Raw genomic sequence first — 22,354 nt, forward strand, 5'->3', positions numbered from 1 at the left:
TAATACCATTTTTAATGATTAAGCCTAAGATTTCTATAATTGTAAGCACCTATAATTCCGAGGATTGGCTCAGAAAAGTCTTATGGGGTTTTAATTGTCAGACCTTTAAGGACTTTGAGGTGGTTATCGCGGATGACGGCTCTGGACCTAAAACCAAAGAATTAATCGAGCAAATGGGAAAAGAAGTTTTTTACCCCATTGTACACATATGGCAAGAGGATGACGGATTTCAAAAGTCCAGAATATTGAATAAAGCCGTGGTGGCATGTATTACAGAATATATTATCATGACTGATGGTGATTGTATTCCCCGTGAAGATTTTGTGGAAGTACATTATATCAATAAGGCCGATGGCTTTTTTATATCGGGAGGGTATTATATGTTGCCAATGAATATCTCCAAAATAATAAGTAAGGAGGATATAGATAAGCAAAACTGTTTTAACATTCATTGGTTGAAATCCAAGGGCATATCAAAGACCTTTAAAAACAATAAACTTACCGCTAAAGGATTGGTCTCAAAATTGTTTAACAAACTTACTCCTACTAATGCAAGTTGGAATGGTCATAATTCCTCTGGATGGAAAGAGGATATTTTAGAAGTCAACGGTTTTGATGAGCGAATGCAGTATGGGGGGCAGGACCGAGAGCTGGGGGAGCGATTGTTTAATCTAGGGATGAGGTCTAAGCAGTTAAGATACAGCGCTGTATGTGTTCATTTGGACCATAAGAGGGGTTATAAAACACCAGAGTCAATAGCCAAAAATGTAGCCATTCGGAAAGAGATTAAAAAGAAGAGAAGTCACTGGACATCTTATGGCATAATCAAGAAGTAAGCCAGCTCATTTTTTTTTTCTAACTGCTTCAACTCCTTGTAGCGTTCATAATCTCCAAGTGCATTTAGATAACAGATGATGATTCCCTTTTTACCATCCAAAATACCTAAGCGGATAATATAATGGTTAAAGAATTTCCAAGTAGGTTTTAGGATTAAAAGAAAATAATTAAATTTCTTTTCTTTATAAAATCCCTCTTTGGCTTTTAATCGGCCATATTTGAGCATTTTACTTTTATAATCCTCGTAATTTTTATAACAATAGTGAATCAGTTGCTCCTTTAAAATACCAGAGGTTCCTTCAACATCTAGGGTTTCATGTACAATTTTCTTATCCGAAAATTGAGTTTTACTTTTTCGGAACAATCTGTAGTTTTTATCCGTTTGCCATCCGCTAAAATGTAATGGATTATTCTGAAACATAAACTTTCTGTAAAACCAAAAAGCTACATGCTCACTCTCGCTATTTACAGTGTCGATTATTTCCTTTTGCAAATTGGTTGTTACAAATTCATCGGCATCTAAAAAAAGTACCCAATCGTTAGTGGCTTGTTTAAGGGTAAATGTTTTTTGAGCGGTAAAGTTTTCAAAAGGATTTTGAATCACCTTAATCTTCGGGTGATCACATAGATATTCATAAGTGCCATCGTTACTAAATGAGTCTACCACAATAATTTCATCAGCAAATTCAACGGATTGGACACATTTTTCGATGTATCCAATCTCATTGTATGTTATAATTAATGCGGTGATTTTTTCTTTTGGACTACTCATAAAAGTTGATAACGTAATAAAACTTCAATGTTCTCACAAAAGTATAACAAAAAAAAGAAGGAAAAATTATATAATGTTATAAAATTCTTACAATTTTCTATACAGCTACACTGTACTCCCTTAAAGCTTCGTTCAAAGAAGTTTTCTTATTGGTACTCTCTTTTCTTTGACCAATGATTAAAGCACAAGGCACTTGATATTCCCCGGCAGGAAATTTTTTGGTATAACTTCCTGGGATAACAACGGACCTTGCAGGCACATAGCCTTTGCGCTCTACAGGGATATCTCCGGTGACGTCAATGATCTTTGTGGATGCCGTTAGTACCACATTCGCGCCAAGTACGGCTTCAGTACCCACACGAACTCCTTCTACAACTATGCAACGAGAGCCTATGAATGCATTATCCTCTATAATAACAGGTGCTGCCTGTAGCGGTTCCAGTACGCCTCCAATACCTACTCCTCCACTCAAATGAACGTTTTTTCCAATTTGGGCGCAACTACCCACGGTGGCCCATGTATCAACCATAGTGCCTTCATCTACGTAAGCACCAATGTTAACATAACTCGGCATTAATATGGTCCCCGCTGAAATATAGGCTCCATGGCGAGCAACCGCATTTGGTACTACCCGGATGCCTTTTTCTGCATATCCCTTTTTAAGTGGCATCTTATCGTGATATTCAAAAATACCGACCTCAAAAGTTTCCATTTTTTGAATGGGAAAGTAAAGCACCACAGCTTTTTTTACCCATTCGTTAATCTGCCACCCATCCGCCGTTGGCTCCGCACAACGGAGTTTACCGTTATCTATCAAATCGATAATCTGTCTTATGGTTGCCTGGGTCTTTTCGTCTTTCAGTAATTCTCGGTCATCCCAAGCTTTCTCTATGATATGTCTTAATTCTGTCATTTTAGATCAATTTTGAAACAAATATAAACGCTAGGTGGTAATAAACCTTCCAAATTTATAGTTATAACATTTTATGCTTATTTTTGCCAAAAATATTACTGTGGCTCGGATAGTTGCATTGGATTTTGGAAAGGTAAGAACAGGTATAGCAGTCACGGATGAGCTACAGCTTATTGCCTCCGGTTTAGAAACCGTTGAAACGAAAAGATTGTTGGACTTTCTAAAAAATTATGTTCAGAAGGAAAAGGTAGAAAAGTTTGTCGTTGGTGAACCAAAACAAATGGACAATACCCCATCGGAATCAGAAGCTCTCATCAAACCTTTTCTTCTTAAATTAACCGTAGCTTTTCCAGAAATCCCTGTTGTTAGACATGATGAAAGATTCACTTCAAAAATGGCGTTTCAAACCATGATAGATAGTGGATTAAAGAAAAAGCAACGAAAGAACAAGGCTTTAGTAGACGAAATAAGTGCAACTATTATTTTGCAGGCATACCTACAAAAAACTACTTATTAATGTTGGTAGACTTTGAAATATGGATCAAAAGGAAGGCTCAACAGTACTTTGAGGGCTTTTATAGTGCTAGGGATATTGCAAGGCTGAAGAAAAAGGATTTTGTAATCATTAGCCGTAATTGTTGGGGAGGCCAAATTTATCAGTGGTTAAAATTACCCTATAACACGCCCTTTGTAGGATTGTTTATTTATACGCCATGTTACATCAAAATTCTTAAAAACTTTGATTATTACATGAATATTGAACTTAAATTCATTGAAGAATCTAGATATTCGAAATACCCTACAAATTATCCGATTGGGGTTTTGGATGATGTTGAAATTCATTTCAAGCATTATGCGGATAAAGATGAGGCATGGGATAAGTGGAGCAGAAGAAAGGAACGAATGTTTGAAAACAAGGATATTGATAATTATTATTTCTCTATATGCAGTTGGCGAGGTCTATCAAATGAACATTTAAATGAATTTTACGCCCTACCCTTTAAACATAAACTTTCTTTTGGTCGTAATGACTTTTTAGAAGGAAAGGAGGAGCGACATATAAAATTATATACCGATAAGAATGCCACCACGACCACTGTGCCTAATGGGAAAAAGCTTTTCAAATTAACGTTCCTTTATTTAGATGTTGTGGCGTGGTTGAATACTGGAAAGATATACAGAACAAGATTTAAAGATTAAGAATACATGATTTTACCGATTGTAGCCTATGGCGATCCCGTTTTAAGAAAAGTGGGGACTGATATTGATAAAGAGTACCCCGGTCTATCAACCTTGATAGATAATATGTGGGAAACCATGTACCATGCCCATGGGGTGGGGTTGGCGGCTCCCCAAATAGGGCTGTCTATACGAATATTTATGGTGGACGCAATGCCTTTTGCGGATGATGAAGATTTAACGGCACAGGAACAAATACAATTAAAGGATTTTAAGCGGGTTTTTATAAATGCCAAGATCTTAGAAGAAACTGGCAAGGAATGGGCATTCAATGAAGGATGTCTTAGTATTCCTGATGTAAGGGAAGATGTAGTCCGAAAAGATACTATAAAAATACGTTTTTTGGATGAAAATTTCAAGTCTCATGAAGAAACGTATAACGGCTTGTTGGCCCGTGTTATTCAGCATGAGTATGATCACATTGAAGGAATTTTGTTCACCGATAAATTATCGTCCTTAAAAAAACGCTTGATTAAAAGTAGATTAGCCAATATTTCTAAAGGAAAAATCAATGTTGATTATAGAATGCGCTTCCCTGATTTGAAAAAAGCACGTTAAAGTAATTCATTTATTAGAGTAAAAGTATAATATTTGTCCCCACAAATTTAAAAGTAGGAAATGAGTTTAGATAAAATTTTATCCATAGGAGGAAAACCAGGACTTTATAAATTGTTGACGCAAACCCGATCTGGATTTGTTGCCGAATCGTTATTGGATGGCAAGAAGATTACGGTTGGTTTTAAAAATAATGTCAGTGTGCTTTCTGAAATAGCCATATATACTCTTGAAGAGGAAGTGCCTTTAAGAGAAGTTTTTCAAAATATCCAAAAAAAGGAAGATGGTGGAATGACCTCTGTTGGACATAAGGATGATAAGTTAAAATTAGAAGAATATTTCTTTGAAGTATTGCCTAATTATGATGAAGACCGCGTGTATATGAGCGATATTAAAAAAGTGGTCCAATGGTACAATATCTTGCTTGAGCAAGGTATTACAGATTTTGCAGCAAAGCAGGAAAAGGAAGAGACCAAGGAAAAGAAGTAAATCATCCTTTTAATTAAATATGAAGCCTTCATTTAAGAAGGCTTTTTTTGTCGGGTATAATCATGGAATTATTAATTATCTTTAGGCGACTAATTTTTTAACCTATACTCAATGGGATTCCGATTCAATTATCACTTTGCAGCATTACTACTATTTTTAGGCCTTTTTTATGGGAATGCCCAACAAACAAATTCAGAGAATGATACACTTAAGAAGGCTACTAAAGAGCTTCCCTTGGAGCCTGAACGTACAATCTCCTTTACAACCGATAAAGGAACATGGATTTCCTTAGATGTCAGTCCAGATGGCAAGTCGATCGTTTTTGATCTTATGGGCGATATTTATCTAATGCCCATTACAGGTGGTAAGGCCTCGGTCATAACCAAAGGATTGGCATACGACGTTCATCCTAGATTTAGTCCGGATGGAAAGTCTTTGGTTTTCATTTCGGACAAAAGTGGATCAGATAATATTTGGACCATGGATATTGCCACTAAAAAAGATACGCAGCTGAGTAAAGAAAAAAAGGAAAATTTCTTTGCAGCAGAATGGACTCCAGACGGACAATATATCATAGGGTCTAAAGGCAGGAGAAATCCTAAATTACATATTTATCATAAGGACGGTGGCAAAGGAAACGAGTTGATTTCTGAACCTAAAGAACTAAAGACCATAGACCCGGCCATAGCGGCAGACGGTAAGTTGGTGTACTTTTCACAACGTAAAAATGCATGGAACTACAACGCACAATTACCTCAATATCAGATTGGAACGTATGACATGGTTGATGGGGATGTTGCTACGATATCCTCTAGATATGGTTCTGCATTTACACCAACCTTATCCGATAATGGGCAGTGGATGGTTTATGGTACAAGATTCGAAGAGGAAACCGGCCTGGTACTTAGAAATCTTAAATCAGGGGAGGAGCAATGGTTAGCCTATCCTGTACAACGTGATGAACAGGAATCCATTGCGCCTTTAGGAGTTTTACCTGCTATGTCTTTTACTCCAGATAGTAAGAATTTGATTGCCTCCTATGGCGGTAAAATCTACGCTATTTCCTTGGAAAATAATGTAGCAAAAGAAATCCCTTTTCAAGTAGACGTGAAGTTGGATCTTGGTCCAAGATTGGAATTTAAATATCCTATTGAAGATACAGCAGAAGCCATGGTCACCCAAATCAGGGATGCCAAACCTTCACCGGATGGCAGTAGATTAGCTTTTACAGCCCTCAATAGACTTTATATTATGGATTTGGCCAATGGAACGCCTAAAAGGATTACAAGTAATGATTTTACAGAAGCCCAGCCATCCTGGTCACCCGATGGAAAACACCTAGTCTTTACAACTTGGAGCACTGGAGGCGGTCACCTTTATAAAGCCAATTTGGATGGTCGTATTAAAGTTGAACAATTAACGAAAGAACCCGGTATTTATACCAATCCATCTTGGTCGTATAATTCCAATAGGATTGCATTCAATAGTGGATCGGCTCAAAATTATGATGATGCCATTAGCACTTTTTCAGATAGTGCCCAAGAAGATTTGGTCTGGATTTCATCGGCTGGCGGGAATATTAATTTTATAGATAAATCTAAAGACCGTACGTATCCGCATTTCACAAAAGTAGATGATCGTATCTATTTATTTGACAGTAAAAAAGGATTGATATCCATACGTTGGGATGGTTCAGATGAAAAATCCCATTTGGAGTTAAAGGGAATTGAGACCTACGGCTCCTCCGATGTCTTTGGAAAGGATCACAATGAAGACCATTATCTTCCATCCATTATGCCTGCCTCAGAGGAGGGGTGGAGAGCAGAGGATAAGGCTTCAAAAGCTGCTCAAATTCTTATATCTCCAGATGGTACCACCGCTCTGGCGAAAATTAACAATGACATCTATTCAGTAATCATTCCTAGATATGGAAAAACTCCTTCAATATCGGTTGCAAAACCCCAGGAGGCAGCCTTTCCAGCTATGAAACTTACTGTTATGGGAGGAGAATTTCCCGTCTGGAGTTCTGATAGTAAAATGGCACATTGGTCTTTGGGAGCCAGTCATTTTGTATATGATCTTGAAGCAGGGAAAAAGTTTAATGATAGTCTTGCAGCTTCCAAAAAAAAGGAAAAAGAATTAAAGGATCTTGAAAAGAAAGAGGATTCAACCAAGGTTGATAAAGCAAAAGGGGAAGACGCTAAGAAGGATCCAAAATTTAAGGCTAAAGAATATAAAATCAAGGTTTCTTACAAAAAGGATATTCCTAAAGGGACTTTATTATTGAAGGGCGGACGAATTATTACCATGAAAGGGGATGAGGTCATTGAAAATGGGGATATTCTAGTTGAAAACAATCGCATAAAACAGATTGGGGCTTCAGGAAGTTTTGCTGTTCCTTCCGGAACAAAAATCATAGACGTTACCGGTAAAACCCTAACCCCTGGTTTTGTGGATACCCATGCTCATATGTGGCCCAATTGGAATGTCCATAAAAGTCAGGTTTGGATGTATTCAGCCAACCTTGCGTACGGGGTAACTACGACAAGAGATCCTCAAACAGCAACCACAGACGTACTAACGTATTCCGATATGGTAGAAGCTGGAGTGCTTCACGGACCGAGGGTGTACAGCACAGGACCAGGGGTGGGTTACTGGTCTTATCAAATTGAAAGCTTAGAGCATGCCAAAGATGTTTTAAGACAGTACAGTGAGTACTACAATACGAAGAGTATTAAAATGTACCTAGTAGGCAATAGGCAGCAGCGCCAATGGATCATCATGGCAGCTAAAGAGCTTCAATTGATGCCGACAACAGAGGGTGGCCTTGATTTTAAGTTAAACATGACCCAATTATTGGACGGATATCCTGGACACGAACATTCTCTGCCCATTTATCCCATTTACCAAGATGTCGTAAAGACCATAGCTGATTCTAAAATGGCTGTAACACCAACCTTATTAGTTTCCTATGGAGGACCTTGGGCAGAAAATTACTACTATGCCACCGAAGATGTTTGGGATGACCAAAAGCTTCAATATTTTACCCCTTATGAAGAGTTAGCTAGTAAATCGAGGAGAAGACCGGGATGGTTTATGGAAGAAGAACACGTCTTTAAAAAACATGCCGAATTTATGAAAGATCTTGTAGCTGCAGGAGGATTGGCAGGAATTGGAAGCCATGGTCAGTTGCAAGGTTTGGGATACCATTGGGAACTATGGTCCGTGGCAAGTGGAGGAATGAAAAATCATGAAGCCCTTAAGGTGGCAACGATTCTAGGTGCTACGGCTTTAGGGTTAGATGGAGATTTAGGAACACTTGAAACAGGAAAGTTGGCAGATATTCTAATCCTGTCAAAAAATCCATTGGAGGATATCAGAAATACCAATTCGATGGAGCATGTTGTAAAAAATGGCAAAGTGTACAACGCCAATAATTTGGACGAAGTTTGGCCAATAGAAAAAAAGGCTGAAGTGTTTGATTGGCAGACCAAAAAGCCAATAGGAATACCTGGTATTGAAAAATAGTGGAAGTATATATTCATAAAAAAGCCCTCGTTCATGAGGGCTTTTTTTATAGTATAAGCATCAATCTAATCTTTTTTCTTTATTGGTTCGCTGCTAATTTTTCCAGTCAATTTTTGGAGATGGATAATACTTTACGTTCATTTGATCTAAAAAAGGGGCTTGGTTACCCAAGCGTACCCTATAATTTTCCCAATCCCTATTTTCTTCAGTGGTCCAACCCAATTCTGAATACCCAATAATTCTTGGGAAGGCCAAATATTCCAATTCTTCCATTGTACTTATGGTTTCCGACCATAAAGGGGCTTCAATGCCAAGAATATCTTTTGAACCTATTCCTTTAAGGTACTTATCAGGGTTCCATTGGTATGCGCTATCAACGGGGATATATGCAGCCCAGTGCAGTCCAAATTTTGAAAGCGTATCGTATTGCATGTCTAAATACACTTTTTTGGCAGGAGATAAAATAATTTTACTCCCTTTTTTTATGGCAGATAGTGCATTTGATTCATTGCTCCAATGTTGTCCTATGGTTGTTGAATCTATATCAGACTGTGCAATCTCATCCCATCCGATCATTTTCTTCCCATATTTTTGTACGATCTTTTCTACTTTATCCACAAAAAGGATATAATCTCTTTTTTTGGTAACATGGCTCTCATCACCTCCTATATGAAAATAGGGTCCTGGAGTCATTTCCGAAATCTCCCTGATGACATCATCTATAAAGGCGTAGACAGTATCTTTTCTAGCATCAAAAGTGCTAAAGCCAACATGTGTTCCAGAGTAAGGTTTAAGTGCTTTTCCATTCCCGTTTAAGATAGGATACGAGACCGAAGCCGCATTGGTGTGGCCTGGCATATCAATTTCTGGGACAATTGTAATATGACGTACTGCGGCATAGCTTACAAGATCTTTATAATCATCTTGGGTGTAAAAGCCACCCTCACCGCCACCTACTTCACTTTTTCCACCAACCTCTGTCAATTTCGGCCATGATTTTATTTCAATTCGCCATCCTTGATCATCAGAAAGATGCAAATGCAGAACATTTATTTTATAATAGGCCAAAAGGTCCAAATATTTTTTCACATCCTCAACGCCAAAAAAATGTCTTGCTACATCTAGCATGGCTCCCCTATAAGCATAATTTGGATGGTCCCATATTTTCCCCGTAGGGATTAACCACATTTTGTGATTTGTTAGTGTATCATTACTAGTTTCAGGTATAATTTGCCTCAGGGTCTGTATACCTCTGAAGGCACCTTCTGCCGTTTTGGAATTTATAATCACAGAATCTTTGGTGATATACAATTGATAGGATTCATTGCTTGCCAGGTCCAAATTATCGGATTGGTTAATATAAATAATACGTTCTACAGTTTCTGAGACCGACTCATTCACAGGTACTGAAAGATTGATTTTTTCTTTAATTTTATCGGACAGAAATTTACCAACTTCTGGAAATCCGATTGAATTTTGAGAGGTGAAGATGGCTGTATGTTTGTCCAGACCAAATGCACCATTGGTCGGTATAATTTTGAAGGGCTTGGGAATCATATTTTCCGATGCCAGATCAGTATTAGGAAATTGTATACTATGTTTTACTTTTTTTTCCTGACAAGCAACTAGGGTAATAGTACCTAAAAGCAATAAAAGGGATTTGGTCAAGTATGATTTGATCATAGAATTAAGTGTTGTTCAGATTATGGATTATTTAACATGTTCCATGATAACGGAAAGCCATAGGTCGTATCCCTTGGAATTCATATGGAGACCGTCTCTTAAAAAAATGTCGCGTCTAACCTTATTTTTGTTTAACATAGCATCCCAAACATTGGCATACCTAATTGTGTAATCTCTTTTGCTTAGTTGTTCAAACCCTCGGTTCAATTTTTTGTATTTATTTCTTTGGCGCCACCGGGCTATACTTGGTTTGGCAGAAATCAAAATAATTTCCGTTTTGGGATCATTAGCTTTGATACGATCAATAATAGCCCTAGTGTTTTTAAGGATATCCTTTGTTTGTACTTTAGCCACTATATCATTGTCCCCTTCGTAGATAAATACTTTTTTGGGTTTATATTTAAGGATAAGTTCGTTAGTGTAAAGCAATAAGTCTGATGACTTGGACCCTCCGAAGCCAGAATTTATGACTTGATATTCTGGAAAGGCATCATTAATATTAGTCCACATGCGTATACTAGAACTACCAGTAAAAACAAAGGTTGTTTTGGAGGGATCCCAAAGTCTGTCATATTTTTTTTGAATGGATATCACTTCATCTTGGAAGGGACCACTTTGCTGGGCATGACCAAAAAACAGAAATAAAAATGTACAGAAAATTATATATTTCAAAGCAAAATTTAAATTAGTTGGTTTTTTATAGCATAAAAGTATCAAATTATTCGATTCATTGTTATAGGTATTTTAAGAGGTACTTATCTATTTGTCAATGTTTTATATTTGTTTGTCCCAAGCCTTCTGCAACGGAACTTTCGTAGAATAGTTTAAGCCAACTGTCCGATGGTAGCATATAGACATATTATTTTAAACTAGCATGGAATTAACCGGGGCTTGTTTCATGTTGCGATAGGAACATCATTTAGTTGGCCCCATTCCGTCCAGGAGCCGTCGTAGACCGCTGTTGTGTTTTTTTGAACCAATTGGCTAGCGAGGAGAATAATACAAGCTGTAAGACCGGAACCACAGGTGAATACTAGGGAACGGTCTTTCAATTGTAAATTCTCAAAAATTAGTTTTAAATCTTCCTTTGGGAGAAATTGTCCATCTTTAAGCACTTCGGTAAAGGGGAGGTTTAAAGAACCAGGGATATGTCCCCCCTTGAGATCTTTTCTTGGTTCTGGTTCTATACCACAAAAACGGCCAGCAGATCGAGCATCTATCACTAAAGCTACGTTTTGATCAATATTTTTTAAAATTTGCGCTGCGTTCTTCACCATGCTAGGTCTAAACTTAGCGCTAAATGTTCCTTTAGAATACGTTGATTTCTGAATAGGCTCGGTTGGAAATCCCTGTTCTATCCATTTGGGTAGTCCTCCATCTAGTACGGCAACACTTTCATGGCCCATAGCTTTGAACATCCACCACACCCTAGGACTAGAATAAACACCCAAATTATCACAAACAATAATAAGGCTATCTGCATTGATTCCTAGATCTTGGCAAGCAGCTGTAAAAGAAGCTTCTTCGGGCAACATATTGGGAAGGCTGTTTCCCTTATCTGAAAATGAATTTTTCAAATCAAAAAATCGGGCATTTATAATTTGAACATCTCCCAAGTTAGAGCTCTTACCAGATTTGTTTTCGGACATACTCGCATCCAAAATAATCAGATTAGGATCGTTTAGGTGACTTTTCAACCAATCCGTGGAGACTAGAGGTGATATCATGTTGCTTTCTTTTGCACTAAAATAAGAATTTTCTGGACCTTTATGGTTTTATCCTTGTCATTTAGTTTGTCAATATTTAGTTCTGTTTGTACAAAACATAATTTCTTGTTAAAGCAAGGCTTTATGGGTTAATAGCGCGTTAAACAAGCTTGCAAATTTGGGTCCTTATACCTTATCAATTATCTTTAAGTATGGAAAATGTATTGATAGCAGGTGCCAATGGTACCACAGGAAAATTAATAGTAAACCTTTTAAAAGAATCACAATATTTTAGACCTATTGCGATGGTCCGTAAGAAAGACCAAATGGAACAATTTGAAAGTATGGGGGTTAAAACTATATTGGCCGATTTAGAGAAAGATTTGGTGCATACCATGGAAGATATAGACAAAGTAATATTTGCTGCGGGTTCTGGTGGTAAAAAAGTAGTTGAAGTAGACCAAGAGGGAGCAAAAAGACTTATTGATGTAGCTATAATGGCACATGTCAAAAAATTTATCATGCTGAGCTCTATTGGTGCAGACCAACCAGAGAAAGCCGATACGTTACAAGATTATTTGCAAGCTAAGAAAAATGCTGATGAACACTTAAGGCACAGTGGTCTGAATTATACTATTGTGAGACCAGGATCTTTGAAGAATGAAAAAGGAATAGGCAAGATAGATTTAGCCAAAAGCTTGGATAAAAAAGGGGATATAAGTCGTCAAGATGTAGCTCAGACTTTGGTAAGGGTACTACATGATACTAGGGCCAATGCCACCACTTTCGAAATATTGGAAGGTGAAACTCTCATAGGAGAGGCAATTAAAACAGTATCTGTTGCTGAGGCCGAATAAGTTTATAAAGATTGAGTTAGTTGGAAAATCCCTCCTAAGATAACGTTCTTGGGGGATTTTTTTTGATATCCATGTTTCTAAAATAGGATGCGAATTAATACTAACCCCAAGCCAATAATAAATAGTGTGGTAAATATTACTTTGTTGTATTTGGCCAACCAATTTGGGAGAAAAATATCAAAATTATCTTTTTTGGAATCGGAGTGTTTTCTAGCTAAAATTGTCAAAGGACAGTACATTTTAAAAATCAGTAATACAATGCCCTCGCCGATCACCAGCCCTATACAGATCCAAGTAAGGACATTTATGGTATTGGTAATTCCAGAATAAAGGACATAGAAAATTATGATCACAAAAAATAGCCAGATCAGAGTATGGCTTATTCTAATGGCTAGAAGCATATTTTCCTTTCTCATGGGATTACCTTTATTTCAATGAAATTGTTGTATTCGTTGTCATTCACTGAATTATCTTCCACTAAAATAACATATAAATCATATATGGCTTTTAGGTCAGATTTGTATTTTTACAAAAATTAGTTTTATGAATTCGAGAGCCTCCCAATTACAAGCCTTTGACCGTTTATTGACCATTATGGACGAGCTTCGAGCTAAATGTCCATGGGACCAAAAGCAAACAATGCAAACGTTGAGGCACCTTACCATTGAGGAAACCTATGAATTAGGTGATGCCATTTTGGATAATGACCTTGAAGAAGTAAAAAAGGAGCTGGGGGATGTCTTATTGCATATTGTTTTTTACGCTAAGATTGGAAGTGAGTCCAATTCTTTCGATATGGCAGATGTGGCCAATAATATCTGTGAAAAGTTGATTAACAGGCACCCTCATATATATGGGGATGTAGTGGTCGCCAATGAGGAAGAAGTAAAGCAGAATTGGGAACGGATCAAATTAAAAGAGGGTAAAAAAAGTGTTTTGGAAGGCGTACCCACTAGTCTTCCTGCCTTGGTTAAATCTAACCGTATTCAGGACAAAGTTGCCGGAGTGGGTTTTGATTGGGAAAAACCAGAACAGGTTTGGGAAAAAGTCCAAGAGGAGTTGGGAGAATTCCAAGATGAGGTAAGAGCAGGAAATACCGATGCTATGGAAGCCGAATTTGGGGATGTGTTATTTTCCATGGTGAATTATGCTAGGTTCTTGAATATTAATCCTGAAAATGCATTGGAACGTACCAATAAAAAATTCATTAAAAGATTTCAATATTTGGAAGAGAAGGCCAAAGAACAGGGAAAGGCACTAAAAGATATGACCCTTGCTGAAATGGATGTTTTTTGGGAGGAGGCTAAAAAACTATGAAACTAGATGTAGCTGAGGTAATTCATCAAGATGGTTATACGTCCAATGATATCTTTAAATTATAACATAACCCCCTAAAGGACTCGTTTGATCCCCTTTACCAGTTCATACCATATCACGGATATAAACCCAATTCCAATACTGGTCCATAACTCATTGCTGGTGAGACTTTCAAATTGAAAAAATGTGGTAAAGGGATCAATATATAGCAAGACACCAGTAAGCGCTATGGTAACGCCAATGATAAGTCCCACTAAATTATTCTTGTATTTCAAAGTGGTAAGGGCCGAAAAGTAAAAAGATCTGTTCACCAAGGTTAGGAAAATGTTGGCGGATATCAAGGTAGTGAAGACCATAGCTCTAGTTGTATTTTCATTTAAATGATAGGAGACGGCTAATTGGTATACCGACAAGGTCCCTGCCGTAATCGCCAACCCCTGAATAACACTTGTCATTAATTCCCTCCAACTAAAAAAGGTTTTTGAAAAAGGCCGTGGTTTTTGAATCATGGTATTTTTTTCCATAGGTTCATTTTCATAGATAATGGAACAAGTGGGGCCCATTATCAATTCTAAGAGTATCACATGAACAGGGGTGAAGATGTTGGGATACAACCAGCCAAGGGCCAAAGGAATAAAAACTGTAAGTATAATCGGGATGTGAATTGAAATCACATACTGAATTGCCTTTTTTAGGTTAGTATAAATTTTTCTTCCCATCGCAATGGCATCCACCATCTTGGCAAGGTCATCATCGACCAATATAAGGGAGGCAGCTTGTTTTGCGATTTCAGACCCTTTATTTCCCATGGCCACCCCAATATGTGCAGCTTTTAAGGCAGGGCCGTCGTTGACACCATCACCGGTCATTACCACAACCTCATTGTTAGCTTTTAATGCATTTATGATTCGCATTTTAGCATCAGGAAACATACGGGTGAAAATTTGTGTTTCCTTTACACACTCCTGTAATTCATCATCCTTTAATTTCATTAACTCTTCTCCGGAAATGCTTTTTTCATATCCTCTAAAGTTGACCTGTTTGGCAATAGCCTCAGTAGTCTCTGCATTATCGCCTGTTACTATTTTCACGGTAATCCCTGCTTCGTGAAAATGTTCAAAAACCGAAGCTATATTTTCTTTAGGAGGATCGTAAAAGGCTACGAGCCCCTTGTAGTGGAATTTGAATTCCTGTTGTCTCATCGGATAATTGTCTCCATTAAATTTAGCCTCTGCGACACCTAGGATACGATAGCCATTTTTTGCCAATTCACCAATGGTTTTAGAAATAGTATTTTTTTGAAGATCGTTAAGGTTGGATATGTGTATAAAAGCTTCAGGGGCACCTTTAGCCGCTATGATACGCTTCCCAGACGCATTCTCAAAAAGATGAGTCATCAAGGGTGGCTGGCCCCCTAAGGGATACTCATGAACCATATTGTAGTCTGGCCTTTCGTCCACAGCAAAGTTTTGAGCATAAGATTCATGCAACGCCAACTCCATAGGATCAAATGGAATGGGTTCACTGGCCCACATGGCAAGCCTTATCAATTCCTTTTCTTCTGTAGATAATTCTTGTTCTGGATTGGAGATTTTTCCTGAATCTAAAATATAGAGGCGGGCCAAACTCATTTTATTTTGGGTGATGGTACCCGTTTTATCAGTACAGATTACCGTGGCACTCCCCAGAGATTCTACCGTTTTCATTTGTTTGACCACAACTCCCAACTTCATTAACCGCCAAGCACCCAAGGCCATAAACGTGGTAAAGGCCACAGGAATCTCCTCGGGCAAAATACTCATGGCAAGGGTCAGCGCTTTAAGTAAACTGTCAAGAAGGTCGAACGACTCAATATAGTTGATACCCCAAACGACCAAGAAAACGAGAGCGCCCCAGAAAACCATTTTTTTTACGAAATTCCCTATTTGTAGCTCAAGTGGGGTCTTCTCACTTTCAATATCCTCAATGCTTTTTCCGATTTTACCAAGAACAGTTTTGTTCCCTATGGCGGTAATAGTAGCTATTGCCAAACCGCTAGCCACTGTGGTGCCTAGATAAATGTCATTATCTTCTTTTGTAGCATCTTTGTATACGGATAAGGATTCTCCAGTAAGAATGGATTCATTTACCGAAAAATCGTTGGAATGTATGATGGTGCCATCTGCCGGAATAGTACTTCCCTCATCTACAATAAGGCTGTCCCCAATAACAAGTTCCTCACTCTTAATCTCTAGGACTTCCCCATTTCTGTAGACCTTGGAATGTGGTTGGGTAAAATCTTTAAGTTTTTTAAGGGCATCACGACTTCTAGAGTCCTGATAAAGGGAAATGGAGGCTACCATCACGATGGCAATAGCTAAGAAAATCCCATCCCCATAATCTCCGCTGACAAAGTAAATTATAGAGGCGACCAAAAGTAAAATCACCATTGGTTCTTTGGCGAGGCCTTTTAAGGCGTCGATAAATCTATTTTCTTTTTTGAAAACTAATTTGTTCTGTCCATAAGATGCCCTTGATTGGAGTACTTGTTCATCAGTTAAACCTTTAATCTCAAAATTATCAATGGACATTTAAGTTTAATTAGTGTTTTTGCCGTTAAGTCTTCCTAAATTAATCAAATTATGGCAGTTTTGGTGAATCTTAAATTAAATAGGGCAGCGCAGTAGATTGATAAATGAAATTTTGTGTATGGTAATCCAGAAGTATATCTGAGCGCTACAATTATATATTAGATTTCTTAGGAAGAAAACAATGGTAACTTCTATATTTGCACTTTTAAAATGAGGCTTTGTTTAAGCAGTACACTAAAGAATTTCGCTATAATTTACAGTTGTCCTACCCAGTTATTTTAGGGATGCTGGGACATACGTTCGTAGCCTTTGCGGATAATATTATGGTGGGCCAGTTAGGTACTGCAGAGTTGGCCGCAGTCTCTTTGGGCAATAGCTTTATTTTTATCGCTATGTCGCTAGGAATCGGATTTTCTACGGCTATTACTCCTCTGGTCGCAGAAGCAGATGGGGCTGGAAATAAAGAAGTTGGAAAGAGTGCCTTAAAACACGGATTGGTACTTTGCACTGGATTGGGGTTGTCCTTATTTGGATTGATCATGTTGTCAAAACCGCTGATGTATTTGATGGAGCAGCCGCCAGAAGTTGTTGAATTGTCCATGCCCTATTTGGATTTGGTAGCCTTTTCTTTAGTTCCGTTGATTATTTTTCAAGCCTTCAAACAATTTTCTGAAGGGCTTTCACAGACCAAATATCCAATGTATGCAGCGGTAATTGCTAATATCTTGAATATTATACTTAACTATTTATTGATTTTTGGTTCTTTTGGTTTTCCAAAAATGGGAATCGTTGGTGCGGCCTTGGGAACTTTGATATCGAGAATCATCATGGTCATTTATATATGGTTACTACTAAAAAATAAAAAGAAATTTCATGATTATGTTACGGGATTTAACTTCAGGAACCTGGAAAAAAAAGTCATGAAAAAAATTATAGACCTTGGGTTTCCATCTGCCCTACAGATGTTCTTTGAAGTGGCCATTTTTACAGCCGCCATCTGGTTGAGTGGTGTATTGGGAAAAAATTCACAGGCTGCCAATCAAATTGCGTTGAATTTATCAAGTATGACGTTTATGGTAGGGATAGGACTTGGAGTGGCGGCCATGATACGTGTTGCCAACCAAAAGGGATTGAGGAATTTTCAGGATCTTAGGCGGATAGCCATTTCCATCTTCTTTTTGACATTTTTATTGGAAATCGTTTTTGCGGCCTTGTTCCTTTTGTTCAAAGATTGGCTACCAACTATGTATTTGGATGTCAATGATCTTGCCAACAGCGCGGATAATACCGAGGTGATCATAATGGCTGCAGAGCTCATATTTGTGGCGGCATTTTTTCAGATTTCAGACGGATTACAGGTGGTTGTGTTGGGCGCATTGCGCGGTCTACAGGATGTAAAGATCCCCACGATTATCACGTTTATCGCTTATTGGATTATAGGCTTTCCCGTTAGTTTATACTTGGGATTGTATACGCCGTTGCGGAGCACTGGGATATGGATTGGACTGTTGGCGGGCTTAACTGCCTCTGCAATAATGTTGTATATTCGATTTAACTATATGACCAAAAAGTTGCTAGGTAATACACTAAAATCGATTAATTAGATAAACTATATAAACTATGGATTTTCCTAAATTTTTACTGGGTGACAATACTGATTACCCATCTGCCATATTTGTTATTCATACAGAGTATCCTAGATTTATCATCAATTTGGAAGATGATGAAGTAGAGTGGTTAGAGGATTTTACCAAAGAAGATGAACAAGACTTGGAAGCTGAGGCGGAAACCTTAATAGAGCAGGCTACTGCTTTTTATGATAGGGAAATTTCTAGATATGTAGACTAGTAGTGATGGAACAACTGGTACAAATAGATAAGCAGCTATTCTTGTTTCTCAATGCCATGGGTAGCACTACCTGGGATGGCTTTTGGTTGTTCATGACGAATAAATTCAGTTCCATACCGCTATACCTATTTTTACTAATTACTTCTTATAAGAGCTTTGGACTAAAAAAGACACTGTTAATCTTAGTCACAGTGGCATTGCTCATTACGGTAACCGATCAATTGGGTAATTTTTTCAAATACGGGGTTCAGCGTTTACGACCTTGTTACGATCCGGAACTGACTGGAATGGTCCGCTTGGTTAAAAGCAGTTGTGGGGGCAAATTTGGCTATTTTTCTGCCCACGCGGCAAACTCATTTGCGTTGGCTTTTTTCTTCACCAGATTGTTGGCTTTTAAATATAAATATATTGGCTTCTTTTTGTTTTCTTGGGCTGCAGTAGTCGCTTACAGTAGAATATATGTTGGAGTCCATTTTCCTTTGGATATATTGACAGGAATGGGAATAGGCCTGTTTTTAAGTTGGTTATTTACAAAGTTGTATATATTTGCTATCCAGAAATTCTTCTATGATTTCTAATACTCGATATTGGTTTTTAGTACTATTTGTTATTTTGGTCTATGTGGCCGGAATGTTCGTTACCCTTCTTGAAAACGATTCTGCCCAGTTTGCCGTCATGGCCATGCGCATGGTCCAAGAGAACGATTTCTTAAGTCTTTTTAAAGGTCCCGAAGAATATTTAGACAAACCTCATATGCACTATTGGCTAGCAGCCTTGTCTTTTAAGCTATTTGGAATTTATGAATGGGCTTACCGAATACCGGGAATCCTTTCTACCTTATTGGGAGCCTATAGCTGCTTTGGTTTGGGTAAATTATTATACAATAAGGCTACTGGAAAATTAGCAGCATTAGTATTCATGACCGCACAAACCATCATGCTCTCTGCGATCGATGTGCGCACCGATGCCGTCCTTACAGGTTTTACCATTTTTGCCATATGGCATTTGGTGGCCTATATAGAGCATACTAAAATCCAATCCATAATTTTAGGAGCTTTTGGTGCAGGTATTGCTTTTTCTACCAAAGGGCAGATCGCAATTTTGGTTATTGGCTTTCCTATATTGTGTCATTTGGCCTATACAAGAAAATGGCTTTCATTGGTCAATTGGCGCGTATTGGTGGCCTTAGTTATTTTTACGATTACCATTACACCTATGCTGTACGCCTATTACCACCAATTTGATCTGCATCCGGAAAAGGTTATCCGTGGGAAGGATCATAGAAGTGGTATATTCTTTATTTTCTGGGAACAAAGTTTTGAGCGCTTAAGTGGAGAGGGAGTAGGGAAGAACAGTAGTGATTTCTTCTTTTTCTTCCATACTTTTCTATGGGTCTTTTTACCATGGACTGTCCTTGGGATAGCTGCCTATTGGACCCGACTAAAAAAATTGGTACAATTAAAATTTAAGTACGATGCTCATACAGAATTTTTAACTGTTGGAGGAATTACACTTATTTTTATCATCATAAGTTTTGCGCAGTTCAAACTGCCGCATTATCTAAATATAACCATGCCTTTGTTCTCTGTCTTAACGGCCTCCTATCTTTATAAGTTATATGAAAGGGGTAGTGAGAAAACTAAGAAGATATTTTTAGGGGTACAGTACTTTATTCTGGCTATTGTATTCATTGCCGTACTTCTTTTATGTTTCTTCGCCTTCAAACTACATTCAACGCTTTCCTTCATTTTATTGGGGATTTTGTTAGTTGTTATCGTCTATTTCTGCCTGAAGAAGGAGGACTATGCCATAAGAGTTTTCACCATAGGAGTTTACACCTCACTCTTATTAAATTTGATACTAAATCTTCATTTTTATCCGTCTTTATTAAAATATCAAGGAGGATCTAATATGGCTACTATAGTAGCAGAACAGCGTATTCCTGTAGAGGATATTTATAAGGTATCACCAATGTATACGTGGGCATTAGATTTCTACAACAAAAGACCTGTTTCCTTAGCTACTTTAAAGGAACTTAAGGGGAAAAACGATGTTTGGATCTATGTTACAAACGATGAACTGTTAAAACTCAATGAAGAAGGATTTATTTGGGACAAACGATATGTGGTGGATCAGTTCCGTATAACTAGGTTACAAGCTAAGTTTTTAGACCCTACAACCAGGAAAAATATTGTTGAGAAAATGTATCTTGTTCACATCAATTAAGCTGTAAAGGTTTCTAGTTGAGGCTTTCTAAAATGGTATACGATGCCAATTAGGGATACAAAGGCAGTGATCAAAAAGAAAACCATACTAATGCCAATTGATGCATTTTGGTCCAATGCCAACCATGCTGCACCATAAAAGAAAGTAACTTCCCTACTTCCAATACCACCAATGGTAAGTGGTAATACCGAAACTATAGATGAGATAAGAAATATAAATAGGTAGGCCACTGTGTCGTATTCTAGGTGGAGTGCTTTTAATATGAAGAAAGCACTCATCAATTGTAAGAATTGAACCAAAGAAGAATAGCCGAAGGATAACCAAAATATAGGTAGGGCATAAGGAAAAAACCTTTTGTTCAAAAACCAGAAAACAACTACAGCAAGGATTAATCCGACAACAGCTACTGCTTTAAGCAATGGTATTTTCACTTGTGTTAAAAAAAGGGTTAACACACATGCGTAGATAAATAAAAGTAGCATACCGCTTAATCTATCGAGCACCAGTACGGCAACCACTTTTTTTGTTTCTATGTCAAACTTTTTCTTGATTAAATATCCTTTGTAGGCATCCCCTCCAATGCCACCTGGTAAAAATAGATTGTAGAACATTCCCAATAGATAGAGTTTTAAGTTACTCTTTTGGGTGAGGTAAATTTTCAGTTCGTGAAAATAGAGATTTAACCTAAATGATGAAATCACTTTAGATAGTACAAAAGCCAAAATTGCCACCAGTAAATATAATGGCTGAGTCCGTTTTATTGTATCTACTACGTCTCCTATATTTATTTTTGAAAAAATAAAGTAGATTAAAACCGCACTTATACTGATCTTTAATGCAGTGATAAAGTGTTTACGCTGCTTTATCACCTACGTAAACTTTTTTGATTCGGTAAGGCCTTTTGCTTTGTGATTCGTAATAGGTACGTATCAATAATTCCATGACTATGCCTATGGTGAATAATTGTATACCTGCCAAGATGAACATCATTCCAAAAATTAATAATGGACGTGTTCCAATATCCTCTCCCGTCAATTTTACGATTAGTAGGTAAATATTTATAAAAACCCCTAGGATGATCAATAAAACCCCCAAAATACCAAAGAGGTGAATGGGTCTCTGGAAGTACTTTCGGATAAATAAGAGCAGCATCATATCTGCCACAACTTTGAAAACACGTTCCAAACCGTATTTGGAAACTCCTGCATGCCTTGCATGGTGTTTTACGGGTACTTGTTTTATCTGTGCGCCTTCTAAATAGGCTAATAGGGTTATGAACCTGTGCATTTCGCCGTATAGGTTTAAGTCTTTGGCGATGTCCTTTGTAAATACCTTTAGGGCGCAACCATTGTCCTTTATGTCTAATTTAGTAACCCTTCTCACCAAAAAATTAGCAATCTTTGAGGGTATTTTTTTAACTAAGGAATCTTTTCTTTTTTGGCGAATCCCTGTTACCACATCATATTCCCCGCTAACGGCATAGGCCAACATTTGTGGAATATCACTGGGATCGTTCTGAAGATCTCCGTCCATGGTAATTATATATTCCCCTTTTGCATAATCTATACCTGCAGCCAAAGCCAAGCTCTGTCCATAATTCTTCTTTAATTCAATAAGATGCACCTTGTCATCTTTTAGTTCCTTGACCACTTTTCTTGTGCGGTCTTTGGAAAAGTCATCAATGTAGATAATCTGATAATTGTAACCTACTAGGCTTTCGTGGATTTTTTTTGTAAGTAGGGCAGCATTGTCTTCCTCATTATATAAAGGAACTATGATGGACAATAAAGAATCTGTGATAATATTCATTGACA

The 22,354-nt window shown here is 37.7% G+C and carries 21 protein-coding genes; 12 read left to right on the forward strand and 9 right to left on the reverse strand.

Annotated elements, in window-relative coordinates; all coding sequences use genetic code 11:
• Positions 1 to 14: 14 nt before the first annotated feature.
• On the forward strand, positions 15 to 836 hold the full coding sequence (locus ABXZ36_RS05795; protein ID WP_354614543.1) for a glycosyltransferase family 2 protein: 822 nt from the start codon (positions 15 to 17) through the stop codon (positions 834 to 836).
• Here ABXZ36_RS05795 and ABXZ36_RS05800 read toward each other — a convergent pair.
• Positions 815 to 1,609: a glycosyltransferase family 2 protein gene (locus ABXZ36_RS05800; RefSeq protein ID WP_354614544.1), complete on the reverse strand. Its 795-nt coding sequence runs from the start codon at positions 1,607 to 1,609 to the stop codon at positions 815 to 817. The two genes, ABXZ36_RS05795 and ABXZ36_RS05800, sit on opposite strands and share 22 nt — an antisense overlap.
• Positions 1,610 to 1,706: 97 nt before the next feature.
• Entirely contained in the window at positions 1,707 to 2,522 is an 816-nt protein-coding gene (locus ABXZ36_RS05805; RefSeq protein ID WP_354614545.1) for a 2,3,4,5-tetrahydropyridine-2,6-dicarboxylate N-succinyltransferase, read from the reverse strand.
• A gap of 100 nt (positions 2,523 to 2,622) precedes the next feature.
• Between ABXZ36_RS05805 and ruvX the strand changes: the two genes are divergently transcribed.
• The 5 genes from ruvX (at position 2,623) to ABXZ36_RS05830 (ending at position 8,333) form a co-directional block, all read left to right on the forward strand.
• The gene (ruvX, locus tag ABXZ36_RS05810) at positions 2,623 to 3,039 is read left to right on the forward strand and encodes a Holliday junction resolvase RuvX (RefSeq protein ID WP_354614546.1); all 417 of its coding nucleotides are present in this window, start codon (positions 2,623 to 2,625) and stop codon (positions 3,037 to 3,039) included.
• The gene (locus ABXZ36_RS05815) at positions 3,039 to 3,722 is read left to right on the forward strand and encodes a DUF1919 domain-containing protein (protein WP_354614547.1); all 684 of its coding nucleotides are present in this window, start codon (positions 3,039 to 3,041) and stop codon (positions 3,720 to 3,722) included. Before ruvX ends, ABXZ36_RS05815 begins: the two co-directional genes overlap by 1 nt.
• Before the next feature lie 6 nt (positions 3,723 to 3,728).
• Positions 3,729 to 4,319 (forward strand): peptide deformylase, encoded by a 591-nt coding sequence (def, locus tag ABXZ36_RS05820; RefSeq protein ID WP_354614548.1) that lies wholly within the window; start codon positions 3,729 to 3,731, stop codon positions 4,317 to 4,319.
• A gap of 60 nt (positions 4,320 to 4,379) precedes the next feature.
• A complete protein-coding gene (locus ABXZ36_RS05825) occupies positions 4,380 to 4,805 on the forward strand; it encodes a DUF5606 family protein (RefSeq protein WP_354614549.1) in 426 nt (141 codons plus the stop codon).
• A 111-nt stretch (positions 4,806 to 4,916) separates the two neighbouring features.
• A complete protein-coding gene (locus ABXZ36_RS05830) occupies positions 4,917 to 8,333 on the forward strand; it encodes an amidohydrolase family protein (protein ID WP_354614550.1) in 3,417 nt (1,138 codons plus the stop codon).
• Between the two features lie 93 nt (positions 8,334 to 8,426).
• Here ABXZ36_RS05830 and ABXZ36_RS05835 read toward each other — a convergent pair whose 3' ends face one another.
• The 3 genes from ABXZ36_RS05835 to ABXZ36_RS05845 form a co-directional block, all read right to left on the reverse strand.
• Positions 8,427 to 10,016 carry a beta-N-acetylhexosaminidase gene (locus ABXZ36_RS05835; RefSeq protein WP_354614551.1) on the reverse strand — a complete coding sequence of 530 codons (1,590 nt, stop codon included), beginning with the start codon at positions 10,014 to 10,016 and terminating at the stop codon, positions 8,427 to 8,429.
• 27 nt (positions 10,017 to 10,043) lie between these two features.
• Positions 10,044 to 10,688 carry a GDSL-type esterase/lipase family protein gene (locus tag ABXZ36_RS05840; RefSeq protein ID WP_354614552.1) on the reverse strand — a complete coding sequence of 215 codons (645 nt, stop codon included), beginning with the start codon at positions 10,686 to 10,688 and terminating at the stop codon, positions 10,044 to 10,046.
• A gap of 224 nt (positions 10,689 to 10,912) precedes the next feature.
• Positions 10,913 to 11,743, reverse strand: a complete 831-nt coding sequence (locus ABXZ36_RS05845) for a sulfurtransferase (RefSeq protein ID WP_354614553.1) — start codon at positions 11,741 to 11,743, stop codon at positions 10,913 to 10,915.
• A gap of 191 nt (positions 11,744 to 11,934) precedes the next feature.
• On the opposite strand from ABXZ36_RS05845, the gene ABXZ36_RS05850 reads away from it, so the two are divergent.
• A complete protein-coding gene (locus tag ABXZ36_RS05850) occupies positions 11,935 to 12,579 on the forward strand; it encodes an SDR family oxidoreductase (protein WP_354614554.1) in 645 nt (214 codons plus the stop codon).
• A 77-nt stretch (positions 12,580 to 12,656) separates the two neighbouring features.
• Here the strand turns inward: ABXZ36_RS05850 and ABXZ36_RS05855 are convergent, their stop codons facing one another.
• On the reverse strand, positions 12,657 to 12,995 hold the full coding sequence (locus ABXZ36_RS05855; RefSeq protein WP_354614555.1) for a hypothetical protein: 339 nt from the start codon (positions 12,993 to 12,995) through the stop codon (positions 12,657 to 12,659).
• Between the two features lie 127 nt (positions 12,996 to 13,122).
• On the opposite strand from ABXZ36_RS05855, the gene mazG reads away from it, so the two are divergent.
• Positions 13,123 to 13,896 carry a nucleoside triphosphate pyrophosphohydrolase gene (gene mazG / locus ABXZ36_RS05860; protein ID WP_354614556.1) on the forward strand — a complete coding sequence of 258 codons (774 nt, stop codon included), beginning with the start codon at positions 13,123 to 13,125 and terminating at the stop codon, positions 13,894 to 13,896.
• A 74-nt stretch (positions 13,897 to 13,970) separates the two neighbouring features.
• Here mazG and ABXZ36_RS05865 read toward each other — a convergent pair whose 3' ends face one another.
• Positions 13,971 to 16,466 carry a cation-translocating P-type ATPase gene (locus tag ABXZ36_RS05865; protein ID WP_354614557.1) on the reverse strand — a complete coding sequence of 832 codons (2,496 nt, stop codon included), beginning with the start codon at positions 16,464 to 16,466 and terminating at the stop codon, positions 13,971 to 13,973.
• Between the two features lie 218 nt (positions 16,467 to 16,684).
• Between ABXZ36_RS05865 and ABXZ36_RS05870 the strand changes: the two genes are divergently transcribed.
• The 4 genes from ABXZ36_RS05870 to ABXZ36_RS05885 are packed head-to-tail and all read left to right on the forward strand — an operon-like array spanning position 16,685 to position 20,540.
• The gene (locus ABXZ36_RS05870; protein ID WP_354614558.1) at positions 16,685 to 18,070 is read left to right on the forward strand and encodes an MATE family efflux transporter; all 1,386 of its coding nucleotides are present in this window, start codon (positions 16,685 to 16,687) and stop codon (positions 18,068 to 18,070) included.
• A 16-nt stretch (positions 18,071 to 18,086) separates the two neighbouring features.
• Complete coding sequence (locus tag ABXZ36_RS05875) at positions 18,087 to 18,314, forward strand: DUF8828 family protein (RefSeq protein ID WP_354614559.1); 228 nt, start codon at positions 18,087 to 18,089, stop codon at positions 18,312 to 18,314.
• 2 nt (positions 18,315 to 18,316) lie between these two features.
• Positions 18,317 to 18,892, forward strand: a complete 576-nt coding sequence (locus ABXZ36_RS05880; RefSeq protein ID WP_354614560.1) for a phosphatase PAP2 family protein — start codon at positions 18,317 to 18,319, stop codon at positions 18,890 to 18,892.
• Positions 18,882 to 20,540: an ArnT family glycosyltransferase gene (locus ABXZ36_RS05885; protein ID WP_354614561.1), complete on the forward strand. Its 1,659-nt coding sequence runs from the start codon at positions 18,882 to 18,884 to the stop codon at positions 20,538 to 20,540. Before ABXZ36_RS05880 ends, ABXZ36_RS05885 begins: the two co-directional genes overlap by 11 nt.
• On the opposite strand, the gene ABXZ36_RS05890 is transcribed toward ABXZ36_RS05885, so the two are convergent.
• Both ABXZ36_RS05890 and ABXZ36_RS05895 read right to left on the reverse strand, forming a co-directional pair.
• Entirely contained in the window at positions 20,537 to 21,409 is an 873-nt protein-coding gene (locus ABXZ36_RS05890) for a lysylphosphatidylglycerol synthase transmembrane domain-containing protein (RefSeq protein ID WP_354614562.1), read from the reverse strand. The genes ABXZ36_RS05885 and ABXZ36_RS05890 overlap by 4 nt on opposite strands.
• A complete protein-coding gene (locus ABXZ36_RS05895) occupies positions 21,393 to 22,349 on the reverse strand; it encodes a glycosyltransferase family 2 protein (protein ID WP_354614563.1) in 957 nt (318 codons plus the stop codon). The genes ABXZ36_RS05890 and ABXZ36_RS05895 overlap by 17 nt, the downstream gene beginning before the upstream one ends.
• Between the last annotated feature and the right edge of the window lie 5 nt (positions 22,350 to 22,354).

It is taken from the genome of Sediminicola arcticus (assembly GCF_040566695.1).
GTDB lineage: Bacteria > Bacteroidota > Bacteroidia > Flavobacteriales > Flavobacteriaceae > Sediminicola > Sediminicola arcticus.